Annotated in this window: 13 protein-coding genes and 1 tRNA gene; all 14 read left to right on the plus strand. The window is 65.5% G+C overall.

Annotated features, from left to right (window positions below; all coding sequences use genetic code 11):
• The first annotated feature begins 7 nt into the window (after window positions 1-7).
• The 14 genes from AC5IG3_RS14380 to AC5IG3_RS14445 all read left to right on the plus strand — a co-directional run bounded on the left by AC5IG3_RS14380 (window position 8) and on the right by AC5IG3_RS14445 (window position 13,854).
• Window positions 8-1,729: a nitrite/sulfite reductase gene (locus AC5IG3_RS14380; RefSeq protein WP_491906986.1), complete on the plus strand. Its 1,722-nt coding sequence runs from the start codon at window positions 8-10 to the stop codon at window positions 1,727-1,729.
• 20 nt (window positions 1,730-1,749) lie between these two features.
• On the plus strand, window positions 1,750-2,286 hold the full coding sequence (locus tag AC5IG3_RS14385) for a DUF934 domain-containing protein (protein ID WP_491906987.1): 537 nt from the start codon (window positions 1,750-1,752) through the stop codon (window positions 2,284-2,286).
• Window positions 2,283-3,017, plus strand: coding sequence for a phosphoadenylyl-sulfate reductase (locus AC5IG3_RS14390; protein ID WP_491906988.1), 735 nt, complete (start codon window positions 2,283-2,285; stop codon window positions 3,015-3,017). The genes AC5IG3_RS14385 and AC5IG3_RS14390 overlap by 4 nt, the downstream gene beginning before the upstream one ends.
• Before the next feature lie 48 nt (window positions 3,018-3,065).
• Window positions 3,066-4,037, plus strand: a complete 972-nt coding sequence (gene cysD / locus AC5IG3_RS14395; RefSeq protein WP_491906989.1) for a sulfate adenylyltransferase subunit CysD — start codon at window positions 3,066-3,068, stop codon at window positions 4,035-4,037.
• Window positions 4,037-5,359: a sulfate adenylyltransferase subunit 1 gene (locus AC5IG3_RS14400; protein ID WP_491906990.1), complete on the plus strand. Its 1,323-nt coding sequence runs from the start codon at window positions 4,037-4,039 to the stop codon at window positions 5,357-5,359. Before cysD ends, AC5IG3_RS14400 begins: the two co-directional genes overlap by 1 nt.
• Window positions 5,360-5,372: 13 nt before the next feature.
• Window positions 5,373-6,086: a uroporphyrinogen-III C-methyltransferase gene (gene cobA, locus AC5IG3_RS14405; RefSeq protein ID WP_491906991.1), complete on the plus strand. Its 714-nt coding sequence runs from the start codon at window positions 5,373-5,375 to the stop codon at window positions 6,084-6,086.
• Between the two features lie 70 nt (window positions 6,087-6,156).
• Window positions 6,157-6,480 carry a ferredoxin FdxA gene (gene fdxA / locus AC5IG3_RS14410; RefSeq protein WP_491906992.1) on the plus strand — a complete coding sequence of 108 codons (324 nt, stop codon included), beginning with the start codon at window positions 6,157-6,159 and terminating at the stop codon, window positions 6,478-6,480.
• 26 nt (window positions 6,481-6,506) lie between these two features.
• Window positions 6,507-7,613, plus strand: coding sequence for an NAD(P)/FAD-dependent oxidoreductase (locus AC5IG3_RS14415; RefSeq protein ID WP_491906993.1), 1,107 nt, complete (start codon window positions 6,507-6,509; stop codon window positions 7,611-7,613).
• A 10-nt stretch (window positions 7,614-7,623) separates the two neighbouring features.
• Window positions 7,624-9,405, plus strand: a complete 1,782-nt coding sequence (locus AC5IG3_RS14420) for a PAS domain-containing sensor histidine kinase (RefSeq protein WP_491906994.1) — start codon at window positions 7,624-7,626, stop codon at window positions 9,403-9,405.
• Between the two features lie 64 nt (window positions 9,406-9,469).
• Window positions 9,470-9,545 (plus strand) — tRNA-Asn (locus AC5IG3_RS14425).
• A gap of 166 nt (window positions 9,546-9,711) precedes the next feature.
• Window positions 9,712-10,023, plus strand: a complete 312-nt coding sequence (locus AC5IG3_RS14430) for a hypothetical protein (protein WP_491906995.1) — start codon at window positions 9,712-9,714, stop codon at window positions 10,021-10,023.
• A gap of 32 nt (window positions 10,024-10,055) precedes the next feature.
• Window positions 10,056-10,526 (plus strand): hypothetical protein, encoded by a 471-nt coding sequence (locus tag AC5IG3_RS14435; RefSeq protein WP_491906996.1) that lies wholly within the window; start codon window positions 10,056-10,058, stop codon window positions 10,524-10,526.
• Window positions 10,527-10,921: 395 nt separating this feature from the next.
• Entirely contained in the window at window positions 10,922-12,319 is a 1,398-nt protein-coding gene (locus AC5IG3_RS14440; protein ID WP_491906571.1) for a transposase, read from the plus strand.
• Between the two features lie 368 nt (window positions 12,320-12,687).
• Entirely contained in the window at window positions 12,688-13,854 is a 1,167-nt protein-coding gene (locus tag AC5IG3_RS14445; RefSeq protein WP_491906997.1) for a GmrSD restriction endonuclease domain-containing protein, read from the plus strand.
• Window positions 13,855-14,026 lie beyond the last annotated feature (172 nt).

Here is a 14,026-nt window from a genome sequence, read left to right on the forward strand (position 1 = left end):
ACGCACCATGTACCAATACACCGATTTCGACCGCCAGTTCGTCCACGCCCGCGCCGCGCAGTTCCGCGACCAGCTGGAGCGCCACCTGGCGGGCCACCTGCCCGACGAGGACTTCCGCGCCCTGCGCCTGCAGAACGGCTGGTACGTGCAGCGCCATGCGCCGATGCTGCGGGTGGCCGTGCCCTATGGCGAGATCAGCAGCCGCCAGATCCGTGCGCTGGCGGCCATCGCCCGCAGCCATGACCGCGGCTACGCCCACTTCACCACGCGCCAGAACGTCCAGTTCAACTGGATTCCCCTGCCCCAGTCGGCCGACGTGATGGACCTGCTGGCCGACGTCGACATGCACGGCATCCAGACCAGCGGCAACTGCATCCGCAACATCACCAGCGACGCGCTGGCCGGCGTGGCGGCCGACGAGCTGATCGACCCGCGCCCCTACTGCGAAATCATGCGCCAGTGGAGCACGCTGCACCCGGAGTTCGCCCACCTGCCGCGCAAGTTCAAGATCGCCGTCAGCGGCGCCACCGAAGACCGCGCCGCCACCGGCTGGCACGACATCGGCCTGGTGCTCAAGCGCAATGACGCTAGCGAGATCGGCTTCGAGGTGCGCGTGGGCGGCGGCATGGGCCGCACGCCGATCATCGGTACCGTCATCAGCGACTTCGTGCCCTGGCAGCAGATCCTGATCTTCATCGAGGCGGTGGTGCGGGTCTACAACCGCTACGGCCGCCGCGACAACGCCTACAAGGCGCGCATCAAGATCCTGGTGAAGGCCGAGGGCCAGAAGTTCTTCGACGCCGTCGAGGCCGAGTACCGCAACATCATCGAGCGCGACGAGGACGGTAGCGCCCACGCCATTCCGCAGGCCGAGTTCGACCGTGTCGCCGCCTGCTTCGTGCGCCCCGCGGGCGTGCAGGCGCAGGCCGAGCCGGCGCCGCTGGCCGAAGACGCACCGCTGGCCTATCGCCGCTGGATCACGCGCAACGTGCACGCCCACCAGGTGGCCGGCTACCGCGCCGTGACGCTGTCGGTCAAGCGCGCGGGCCAGGCGCCCGGTGACGCCACCGACGCCCAGATGGACGCCGCCGCCGACCTGGCCGACCGCTACAGCCATGGCGAGTTGCGCGTCACCCACGACCAGAACCTGCTGCTGCCCTGGGTGCTGGCCGCCGACCTGCCCGCGCTGTACGAGGCCGCCAAGGCGGCCGGCTACGCCACGCCCAACATCGGCCTGATCACCGACATGATTGCCTGCCCGGGCGGCGACTTCTGCGCGCTGGCCAACGCCCGCTCCATCCCGGTGGCCGAAGAGCTGACCGAGCGCTTTGCCGATCTGGACGAGGTGTTCGACATCGGCGAGATCGACCTGCACATCAGCGGCTGCATCAACTCCTGCGGCCACCACCACAGCGGCCACATCGGTATCCTGGGCGTCGACAAGGACGGCACCGAGTGGTACCAGGTCACGCTGGGCGGCTCTGACGGCTCGGCCCACGCCACCACCGCCGTGCCGGGCAAGGTCATCGGCCCGTCGTTTGCGGCGAGCGAGATCACCGACGCGGTCGAGGCCATCGTCGACACCTACCGCGAGCAGCGCACCGCCGGCGAGAAGTTCATCGACGCCGTCAAGCGCCTGGGCCTGGAACCGTTCAAGGCTGCCGCCAATGCACAACGCACTGCCACGGCCCGCGAAGCCACCCGCAGCAGCGACGCCGCCACCGCCTGATTTCCGGAAGTTTGAGCACCATGAAGTTCATCGACATCCCCAAAGACCCCTGGCACACCGTCGGCGGTGAAGACGGCCCCTCGCCCCACCCCATCGCCCGCCCGAACCAGCTGCTGACGCTGGAGCAGTGGCACGCCGTGCGCGACACCTGGCCGGCGGGCCTGCCCACCGGGCTGATTCTGGGCAATGCCGACGAGGTGGAGGCGCTGGAAGTCGACCTGCCGCGCCTGAGCCTGATCGTGCTGGACTTCCCCAAGTGGGTCGACGGCCGCGCCTACAGCCAGGCGCGCATCCTGCGCTCGCGTTACCGCTTTGCCGGCGAGATCCGCGCCACCGGCGCGGTGCTGGTCGACATGCTGCCGCTGCTGCAGCGCACCGGCTTCGACGCCGTGGTGCTGCGCCACGACCAGTCGCGGGAAGCGGCGGAGCGGGCGCTGACTTTCTTCGCCGGCCACTACCAGGGCGACGCGCTGGACAACCACCCGCTGTTCGCACGGCCCGCCGACCAGGCGCTGAACCGCCAGCCGGAATTCGTCAACGCAGGGGCAGCGATATGACCGCAATCAGCCTGTACGCCCGCAAGACCGCCGGCTTCGATGAACGCCTGGCCGCCACGCTGCAGACGCTGCGCGAGGCGGCCACAGCGCATCCCGGCACCATCGTCCAGGCCACCAGCCTGGGCGCCGAGGACATGGTCGTCACCGACCTGATCGCCCGGCACCAGCTGCCCATCGCCCTCGGCACGCTGGAGACCGGCGCGCTGCACGCCGAGACAGTGGCCCTGATCGGCCGCATCGAGGAACGCTACAAGCTGCCCGTGGAGGTCTACCGCCCGCAGGCCGACGCCGTGATCGAGTTCGTCCGCAAGAACGGCGAGAAGGCCATGTACGAAAGCCTCGCGCTGCGCAAGGGCTGCTGCGGCATCCGCAAGCTGGAGCCGCTGTCGCGCATGCTGAGCGCCCGCACCGCGTGGATCACCGGCCTGCGCCGCGAGCAGAGCAACAACCGGGGCGAGATGCAGCGCATCGAGGCCGATCCCGTTCCGAATGGCGCCGACCGCACCAAGATCAACCCGCTGATCGACTGGACCTGGGCCGACGTGTGGCACTACATCCAGACGTTTGACGTGCCCTACAACCCGCTGCACGACCAGTTCATGCCCAGCATCGGCTGCGCGCCCTGCACCCGCGAGATCGCGGTGGGCGAGGACTTCCGTGCCGGCCGCTGGTGGTGGGAGGACGAAAAGGCCAAGGAATGCGGCCTGCACGTCCACCAGCCCGCCGCCTGAGCCCGCCCCGGCTCGCACGCGACAATCACGCACCTTTTGCGGTGCAACATGAACGCCCTGAACACCATGACCCAACACACCCCTGAAGTGGATCACCGCCACCTCGACGCGCTGGAAGAAGAAGCGATCTTCATCCTGCGCGAAGTGGCCGGCGCCTTCGAGCGCCCCGGCCTGCTGTTCTCCAGCGGCAAGGACTCCTGCGTCGTGCTGCACCTGGCCGAGAAGGCCTTCAAGCGCCGCCTCAGCACCCCCGGCGAGCGCCCGCGCTTTGCCGGCAAGCTGCCGTTTCCGCTGGTGCACGTCGACACCGGCCACAACTTCCCGGAAGTGATCCAGTTCCGCGACGAGCGCATTGCCGAGATGGGCGAGCGCCTGATCGTCGGCCACCTGGAAGACAGCATCAAGCGCGGCACGATCCGCCTGGCGCACCCGCTGGAGTCGCGCAACGGCCACCAGACCGTGACGCTGCTGGAGACCATCGAAGACAACCGCTTCGATTGCCTGATCGGCGGCGCCCGCCGTGACGAGGAAAAGGCCCGCGCCAAGGAACGCATATTCAGCCACCGCGACAGCTTCGGCCAGTGGCAGCCGAAGGAACAGCGCCCGGAACTGTGGAACCTGTTCAACACCCGCATCAAGCCGGGTGAGAACTTCCGCACCTTCCCGATCAGCAACTGGACCGAGTTGGACGTGTGGCTCTACATCGAGCGCGAGAAGATCCCGCTGCCCAACATCTACTACACGCACAAGCGCGAGATCTACCGCCGCAAGGGCCTGCTGGTGCCGGTGACCGAGGTGACGCCGCCGGGCGGTGACGACGTGGTCGAGACCATTGACGTGCGCTTTCGCACCGTCGGCGACATGACCTGCACCTGCCCGGTAGAGAGTGATGCCGCCACCAACGCCGACATCGTCGCCGAGACGCTGCAGGTCACCGTGAGCGAGCGCGGCGCCACGCGCATGGACGACCGTACGTCCGAGGCCTCGATGGAGCGCCGCAAGAAGGAAGGGTATTTCTGATGAGCACTGAACACATCAACGCCGGTGAAGAACTGGCCCACAAGGCCCTGCGCTTCCTGACCGCCGGCAGCGTCGACGACGGCAAGAGCACGCTGATCGGACGGCTCCTGTTCGACAGCCGCGGCATCCTGGCCGACAAGCTCGACGCGCTGGAGAAGCGTGCCGCCGGCGCGCCGATCGACCTGTCGCTGCTGACCGACGGCCTGGAGGCCGAGCGCGAGCAGGGCATCACCATCGACGTGGCCTACCAGTACTTCGCGACCAAGACACGCAAGTTCATCATCGCCGACGCCCCCGGCCACGAGCAGTACACCCGCAACATGGTGACGGCTGCCGCCGGCTCAGACGCCGCCGTGGTGCTGGTCGACATCACCAAGCTCGACACCAGCGTGGCCGAAGTGGTGCTGCTGCCGCAGACGCGCCGCCACAGCCTGCTGGCGCGGCTGCTGCGGGTGCCGAGCATCGTCTTCGCGATCAACAAGCTCGACGCGATCGATGCGCAAAGCGAAGCGGCCTTCCAGGCCGTGTCAACCGCGCTGGAAAAATTCGCAGTCGAAGCCGGCATCACCGTGCGCGGCATCGTGCCGGTGTCGGCGCTGCGCGGCGACAACGTCGCCACGCCGTCGGCCAACTGGGACTGGTACACCGGCCCGACGTTGCTGCAGATCCTCGAAACCTTGCCGGTGACGGATGAGGCGCATGACGGCAACCTGCTCGTTCCGGTCCAGTACGTCGCACGCGACGAAGGCGAAGCGAACGGACAAGCCGCCTCCGGCGGCGTGGGCCACCAGCACCGCGTCATGTGGGGCCGCATCGCCCACGGCGCGGTCAAGGCCGGCGACACCGTGCAGATCTTCCCGAGTGGCGAGACCGCCATCGTCGCTGCCGTGCGCCACGCCGGCAGCGAGGTCAACGGCTGCGAGGCCGGCCAGTCCGCCGGCATCGTGCTGGACCGCCAGGTGGACGTGTCGCGCGGCGACTGGATCTTCACGCCCGGCAGCGCCCCGACCACGCAGGAATTCAAGGCCACGCTGGCCTGGCTGGACACCGAGCCGGCCGTGGTCGGCCGCAAGTACTGGGTGCGCCACGGCAACCGCTGGGTGCAGGCACGCATCACCCGCATCGACCATCGGCTGGACATCAACACGCTGGAAGAGGTCGAGGCGCAGCAACTGGGCGTCAACGAGATCGGCCACGTGCAGATCCAGACCCAGCAGGCGCTACCGGTCGAGGCCTATGCCGCCAACCGCGTCGGCGGTGCGCTGATCGTGGTCGACCCGACCACCAACCGCACCAGCGGCGCGCTGCTGGTGGCCGCCTGAAGCCAGCGCTCCCATGGGACGTGTCGTCTTCATCGGCGCCGGGCCGGGCGCGGCGGACCTGATCACCGTGCGCGGCCTGAACCGGCTGCGTGAGGCCGAGGTCGTGCTGTTCGACGCCCTGACCGACCCCGCGCTGCGCGAGGCCGCGCCCACCGCCCGCTGGGTCGATGTGGGCAAGCGCGGCTTCAGCGCCGAATCGACCGGCCAGGCGCGCATCAACGCGCTGCTGGTCGAGGCAGCGCAGGGCGCCGAGCGCGTCGTGCGCCTCAAGGGCGGCGACCCGAGCGTGTTCGGCCGGCTTGAAGAAGAGCTGCAGGCGCTGGCCGCGGCGGGCATCGAATCCGAAGTCGTGCCCGGCATCACCGCCGCCGTGGCCGCCGCTGCATTGACACAACGGCCGCTGACGCGCCGGGGTGTCGGCCGCAGCGTGGCCTTCAGCACCGCCATGACCCAGACCGGCGATCTGGAAGCACGCCGCAGCGCCGACACCGAGGTCTTCTACATGGCAGGACGCCAGTTGGGCACGCTGTCGCAGCGCTTGCTGGATGTCGGCTGGGACGCCACCACGGCCGTGCTGGTGGTGTCGCGCGCCGGCTGGCCGGATCAACGCATGAGCACGCACAGCGTCGGCACGCTGGGCGAAGCCGCCGCACAACACGGCGGCCGGCCCACCTTGGTCACGGTCGGCGCAGGGGCAAAGCCCATCTCGGGCGGCCCGAACCCCTAAAATCCGTGGTTTGCGCTCGCCGAACCCGTCGGCGTGGGCCACCTTTCCAACCCCGTTTGAGTTCCCTGTCATGACCCACGTCGTTACCGAATCGTGCATCCAGTGCAAGTACACCGACTGCGTCGATGTCTGCCCGGTGGATTGCTTCCGCGAAGGCCCGAATTTCCTGGTCATCGATCCCGATGAATGCATCGACTGCGCCGTCTGCATTCCGGAATGCCCCGTCAACGCCATCCTCCCCGAGGAAGACGTGCCCGCTGACCAGCTGAAGTTCATCAAGATCAACGTCGAGCTGTCGCAGAAGTGGCCCAGCATCACCAAGCGCAAGCCCGCGCTGCCGGATGCCGAGGTCTGGAAAGACCGCAAGGACAAGCTCGGCGAACTGATTCGCTGATCAGCGCGTTCAGCCCGGCCGCCCTCATGTCGACCACGCCAGTTGCACCGCTGGAAGTCGACGCGCTCGTGATCGGCGCGGGCCCGGTCGGGCTGTTCCAGATCTTCCAGCTCGGACTGCTGGGGCTGCAATGCCATGTGGTGGACGCCCTGCCGCAAGCCGGCGGGCAATGCCTGGCGCTCTACCCCGACAAGCCGATCTACGACATTCCGGCCGTGCCGGTCTGCACCGGCGCCGAGTTGACGGCAGGACTGCTGCGCCAGGTGGCGCCGTTCGAGCCGCAGTTTCACTTCAACCGTGAGGTGAGCGCACTGCAGGCGCTGGACGATGGCCGCTTTCTGGTCGAAAGCGGCGAAGGCACCAACTCCCTGCGCTGGATTGCGCGCTGCGTTTTCATTGCCGCCGGTGTCGGTGCCTTCCAGCCACGCCGGCTCAAGCTGGCAGGCGCAGAGGCGCAACTTCAAGCGCTGGAAGGCGGGCAGATCCTTTATCACGCACCCGAGGTCTGGGCTGTCAGCGGCGCGCACGTCGTGGTGCAGGGTGGCGATGACCGGGCGCTGGCCTGGGCTGTCGAGCTCGGTCAGCGCATCGCCTCGGCGCAGCCTGATGCACCGGCCAGCGTCACGCTGCTGCATCGGCGCGATGTGTACACCGCCGAGCCGGCGCGGATCGAGCAGTTGCTGACGCTCGAACGTGCGGGCGCAGTGCAACGCTGCGTCGGCCAGCCGACCGGCTTGCAATGCGACAGTGCTGGCCGGCTCATCGCGCTGGACGGTGTCGACATCAACGGCCAGCCGCAGACCCTGCCCACGGATCTTCTGTGCGTGAGCCTGGGCCTGAGCCCACGCCTGGGGCCGATCACGCAATGGGGGCTGGCGCTGGAGCAGAAACACCTGGCGGTGGACACCGCGCGCTTCGAGACCAGCGTGCCCGGCATTTACGCGGTGGGTGACATCAACACCTATCCAGGCAAGAAGAAGCTCATCGTCTGCGGCTTTCATGAAGCCACGCTGGCAGCACACGCGGCCATTGCCCGGCTGGAGCCGGCGCAGCCGCATCCGTTGCAATACACCACCAGCAGCGCACTGCTGCAGCAGCGGCTGGGCGTACGCACTGCATCAGCCTCCTCCTGAACGGGATCGCATGACTCCGGCTGCGGCCGCCCCCGAGACGCCTACCCGGCCGACCGCCATGCGCTACTCCAGCGCTCATGCGCTCTGGCTGGGCCTGTGCCTGTTGGCCACGCTGCTGGCGCTGAGCGCCGGGCTGGCGATCTGGCAGCGGCGCGAGTTGGCTGACCACGCCACCCTCCAGACCGATCTCATCGCCCGACTGGCGGCCGAGCGTGCCGCGCGCTATCTGGAGTTGATGCAGTCTGCCGCAAGGCCCGATCTTCACTGGGACGGCCTGGCCACCCAAATCACAGCCGACCTGCACGGTCCGCAACAAAGCGCCACGCTGCTCACCCCCAACGGGCAAGTGCTGATGGCCACCGCGCTCGCGTCGACTCCAGCAGGCCAGCAACTCGACGCTCAACACCCACTGCGCCACATCGGCCTGCTCGCGACGCCCACCGTCCCGGACCTGCAAAGGGCAGCAGATGACAACGCCATTCGCGCCTGGCGCCAAGTCGACGCCACCGGGTTGACGGTCGTGGTGGAACAACCGCAGTCCGCCCTCACCCACCTCTGGCTGCACGATCTGAACGGGCTGTTGCTGGGCACGTTGCTGCTCGGTGGGTTGATCGTGGCCGGCACCTGGGGCGCATGGCGCAGCCTGCGCGAGCACGAGCACCTGTCCGGCGAACTGGCCCGGGCCAGCGCCCGGCTGCAGGACAACGAACACGAGTTGCGCGTGTTGATTGAGGCTGCCCCCGCACCCATGTTCATGCTCGACGCCCGGGGCCACTACGCACTCGTCAATCGCGCCTTCGAGGATTTCTTCGGCGTGCGGCGCCATGAACTGCTGGAGACCCACACGGCGCCTTCGCAGGCACTGCGCCGGCTGGCATTTCATTCCGAGCGCGATGCGCAACTCTGGGCTGGCGCGGGCGCGGGTCGCAGCCACTATCTGGACGAACTGCCGGTCGCCGACGGCGCGCGGCGTGAAGTCCTGGTGGCCAAGGTCGCCATTCCCGGCGACCTTGGCAGCACGCGTGCCGTGATCGGCAGCATCACCGACGTCACCGAACTGCGCCAGGCCGAGCGCCACACCCGCCTGGCGATGGAAGCGGCCGAGCACGCCAACGACATCAAGAACGAATTCATCGCTAACATGAGCCACGGCCTGCGCACGCCGCTGCAGGCCGTGCTGGGCTTCTCGGAACTGGGACGCGAACGGGCCGATGAAAATCGGCACTTGGCCGATATGTTCGACGGTATCCACGACGCCGGCCAGCGCATGCTGCGACTGGTGGATGATCTGCTGGACCTCGCGCTGCTGGAGAACAGCCTCGGCTCCATCCGACCCGAAACGGCCGACTCGGTCGCGCTGGTGCGAGATCTGCTCAAGATGCTGGCCCCGGTCGACCCCACACACGCCCTGCGCCTGCACCTCACACAGGACACCGGCCTGTGCCAGATCGATCCCCAACGCTTCCAGCAGGCACTGCGCAACGTGCTGGACAACGCCCTGAGCCACACCCCACCGGGCCAGACCGTCGACATCAGCCTGCAGACCTTGCCCAAAGGCGACGTGCACTGGCGCATCCGCGACCATGGCCCAGGTCTGGCAGACAGTGAACTGCCGCTGCTGTTCGACCCCTTCTTCGACGGCCGCCGCCGGCACCCCGACACCAGCAGCCTCGGCCTGAGCATCAGCCACAAGATCGTCCAAGCCCACGGCGGACGCCTCTGGGCCGACCACCATCCCGACGGTGGCACCGTCTTCAACCTTGTCTTCCCCGCCCCTGAGAAAAGAAATTGAACAAAGTACTTGCGCTGCGAACAAAACATCGCATATAATTTTTTTCTCAGCAGAAGACAGCTGTTCCTCGATAGCTCAGTTGGTAGAGCGCCGGACTGTTAATCCGTAGGTCCCTGGTTCGAGCCCAGGTCGAGGAGCCAAAACACTAAGTAAAACAACGCCCTAGACGCGCAAGCATCTAGGGCGTTTTTTCGTCTGGTCCGTTTCTGGTCAGCGAGTCTTGTCGGTCTGCGCCGGTCTGTCGGCCCACTTCAAGCCCTGCCCCAACAAATTCTTGACGGATTTAGTCGGGTGAAGGGGCGCTGAGTGAGCAATGAACTTGGCGGCGTGAGCCGTGTTGATGATCAGGCGCTGCTGGTGTGGCTGCAGGCTGCTGCGGTCGCACCGGGTAAGGCGCTGCACCTGGCGCTGCTGCTGGTCGGCCAGTACAGAAGCTCGCAGACCTGCCATGTGCACCTCACGCGTCCCATGCTGACCCGTGCGGGCCTGAGCCGGGACGCCTGCTACGACGGCTTGCGTCGACTCGAAACGCTGGGCCTGATCGCCGTGCAGCGCGTGCCCGGGCATTCACCGCATGTGCAGTTGGTGATCGATGCGGTGGCGCCGGGCGCAGGCTGAAGCTGCGAGCCTCTGCCGGCGCGAACAAACCGATGTCATCCACTGTCATCGGAGTTGCCATGTCCATCGCGCCAAAGCCCGCCCAACATCAGCCTCAAGCCGGTGTCGCGTTGCCACCCAATCTGTCGCCCGACAGCGCTGCCCTCATCGAAGATTTACCGGACGACGTCTATATGCTGTCGGGCGAGGACGGCTTCGACATCGTCTTGTCACCGCAGGAGCCCGACCACCAGCGGCTGTGGCGCCACATGGTTGAGCAGCGCGTCCCTGCTGCCTGCGACCTGGCAGAGCGCCTGCTGGCCGTGTTGCGGCACGGCGGTATCAGCGTCATCCGGCTCACCGAGCCCACGCGCCAGGCCTTGGTGCGCGACGCTCGGGACGACGAGGTGCAACTCGACGCGCTCATCAAGGCCAAGTTAGCTGCCGTCCATGTGCGCCACTTCCTGGCCAGTGAAATCATTCTGGTGCTCAGCGAAGGGCCGGGTGACTCGTTGCCGGGCTGAGGTCAGGTCGAAGGATGCCCCCTCGACCGGGACCGGAAGCTGCAATCCACCTCTGCGCCTGATGCACAAATGATCCACGGAAGGTTTACAAGGCGCATGCAGCGAGGCTGCATGCGCTTCTTGAAGTGCGGTGTCAATCTGGGCACGGGGGTGTAATGGGGGTGGGAATGACACCAGCCGCGCACCCGCCATGAGGCAGGGACTACTTCGCCTCGGGTCGCAGGGGCACTGGCGGTCCAGTGCTGTCAATGGATCAGAAAACCCGATCACCAGCCTCGCAGCGGTTGCGGGCGTTCAATGCATGATCATGAACAGTCGCTATCGGCCGATTCTGTTGAAAAACCCGATGGCAAAACGTATCGTTCAGGCAACCGATTTGGAAGAAGGACATCAGCATGATGGGTCGCCAGGGCAGTACACAGGACCGGTTGTTCTACAGCTTCAACCTGGATGACCAAGTGCCCCGCGGCCACCTCGTCAGGGGACTCGATCGGTACCTGAATCTCGGAGAGTTGCGCGAGCAACTCGCATCGTTCTACAGCCACACGGGGCGCCCATCCATCGATCCTGAGTTGATGCTACGCATGCTGCTGCTCGGATATTGCTTCGGCATCCGGTCGGAGCGGCGCTTGTGTGAGGAGGTTCAGCTCAACCTCGCTTACCGCTGGTTCTGCCGGCTCGATCTTGAAGATGCGGTACCCGATCACTCCACGTTCTCCAAGAATCGCCACGGTCGCTTCCGTGACAGCGATGTGTTCCGACTTGTCTTTGAAGGCGTGCTGCGCAGGTGCATGCACGAAGGGCTGGTACGTGGCGAGGGCTTTGCCATTGACGCCAGCATCATCAAGGCCGATGCGAATCGCACGCGCGGACTCACTGGAAGCGAGGCTGCCGATTGGCGTGGCGGAGAGCATGCCAGCCGTGCAGTGCGCGAGTACTTCGAAGCTCTGGCAGAGGCTAACCCTGTCGAAGACGACGGGTCATCACAACCGAAGAACGTGTCTCTGACCGACCCGGCTGCCCGCTGGACGGCAGCACCTGGTGGCCCTGCCACCTACGCCTATTCGACGAACTACCTCATCGATTTGGAGGCGGGTGTCATCGTCGACGTCGAGGCAACGCCAGCGCATAGAACGGCGGAGGTTGAATCGACGAAGACGATGGTGGAGCGTGTCGAGAATCGCTTCGGCTTGAAGCCCAGGCGGTTGGTGGGCGATACGGCCTACGGCACGGGCCCGTTGCTGGCGTGGCTGGTCCAGGACAAGAAGATCGAACCGCACGTTCCGGTGTGGGACAAGGCTCGGCGCAAGGACGGGACCTTGGAGATCGGTGACTTCACTTGGGATGCACAAGCCAACGAGTACCGCTGCCTGCAGGGACACACGCTGCGCAGCGATCGACGCCAGTTCAAGATAGAACGCGATCGCACAACCAAGGCCGACACCGTTATCTACCGAGCCAGCCAGGCGGACTGCACTGAATGCCCTTCGAAGCAGAACTGTTGCCCCAAGACACCCATGCGCAAGATTGCGCGAAGTGTTCACGAGAACTCACGCGCCGTTGCACGCGGCCTATCGGGTACACCCGAGTTCGCCCAATCCCGTCATGATCGCAAGAAGGTGGAAATGCTGTTCGCGCATCTCAAACGCATCATGCGGCTTGACCGCTTGCGGCTGAGGGGCCTGAGCGGCGCGCGGGACGAATTCTTGTTGGCCGCAACCGCGCAGAACCTGAGAAGAATGGCCAAGCGGCTGGCCAGTGGATGTGCTTCCGGGAACCCGGTGCCCGCGTGAGGACGCGGCGGGCAGCCGCCGACCTCCACGAGATCGGCGATGAGCTTCGGCGGGCACGTACAGCCTCTGCCTCGGTGCATCTGCCTTGCGCTTCCAACCGGGTTTTTCAACAGAATCGACCCAGTTCTGACATTCCGCCAGCCGACCTATCTGCCTTAAACCTGATGTCTGCGGCCGCGCTGCAAGCCTGCGAGAGTCTTCGATGGCTAGCATCCGCCACCCGCCCAGTTACAGTCACGCACTGAAGGCTCAACTGTCATATCTAGGCTGAAGATGCACGTGCATCGAGTGCAAACACTTGGCCGTGCTAGAAGTCAGCCCTCGAAGAAAAATTAATTACTCCTAGGCGGGCATTGGAGGATCTCAGAATGGTTGAAGCGCAGAAAGCCCGGCAGGACCTGACGGTCAAGGGCGAATCGGTCGAGCGAATCTTTGGAAACTACCAAGCGTGGCGGTACATCGTTAACCGCCGGTACCAACGCAAGCTGGTATGGACGCTCGAAGAAAAACGGCGCTTTATTGACTCGATCATCAACGGCTATCCAGTACCAATCGTGCTGCTGGCAGAACGAAAAACGGCGGCCGGCCCGAGCCAGTTCGAGATCATCGATGGCATGCAGCGCCTCAACGCCGTATTTGGGTTCATCGAGAACGAGTTCGCTGTAGACGGGCGCTTCTTCGATCTGAACACTATGGCGGAAACAAAGGCCCTGCTTGACGCGGGCAAGCTTCAGCAGCGTGAGCCGGTGCTGGTGCGGGATGCCTGCGTGCAGATTGCCGCGTACACCGTACCACTGTCGATCTACGAGTTCGCCGGCGATGGGGACGTGGACGAGGTATTCCGCAGAATCAACTCGGGTGGCCGGAAGCTGTCTCGGCAGGAACTGCGAATAGCTGGTTCAACCGGCCATTTTGCCCAAGCGGTTCGCTTCATTGCCGCCAAGGTTCGTGGCGACGTTTCGGCGTCCGACGAGCTTCCTCTCAATGAGATGAAGAAGATCTCGATCACAAACCGTGAGCTCCCGTACGGCATCAACGTTGACGAGGTGTTTTGGATTACCCAGGGTGTGCTTACCAAGGAGCAAGTCCGGGAGTCTCGCGATGAGGAAATCATCGCCGACATCCTTGCGTTCATGCTGCTGGAGCCCAAGCCGCCATCACGCAGCGAAGTGCTGGACGACTTCTTCGGCTATGGCGAAGGCGAAGGCCCGAAGCAACGGCACGAGCAGATCGAGCTGGCCACGCAGAAGGTCACGACCGAGGTGGCCACGGCCGACTTCCAACGGGTGCTTGATCAACTGAAAGTCACACTGAACCGCGCAGAGCGCACCCTTGGGCAACTGCTTCTCGGCGAGCAACCTCCAAGGGCGCCCCGGTACTTTCAGGTTGTCTTCTTGGCATTGCACAAGCTGATGGTTGTGGAAAACCAGGAAGTTGTTGATCAAGACCAACTCATCAAGCTGCTCGACGGTAGCGGAGCCAAGATCCAAGTGCCTGAGGGCGCCGTTGGGGCGCTGAGGACCGAACCAATCTAGTGAACGGTGCGGCTGGCATGTACGGCGCAGCTTTCCGTCCTGCGAAGGCCTACGACCCGGCCCAGGTTCGGTGGATTACGCAAATGGAGAACATCCTTACGCAGTCGTACACCGAGCAGGCGGCGTACGACTTCAAGCAAGGATTCCTTCGTCTCGATGGCAAGCACGGCTT

It is taken from the genome of Leptothrix sp. (in: b-proteobacteria), from assembly GCF_965250675.1.
GTDB lineage: Bacteria > Pseudomonadota > Gammaproteobacteria > Burkholderiales > Burkholderiaceae_C > Sphaerotilus.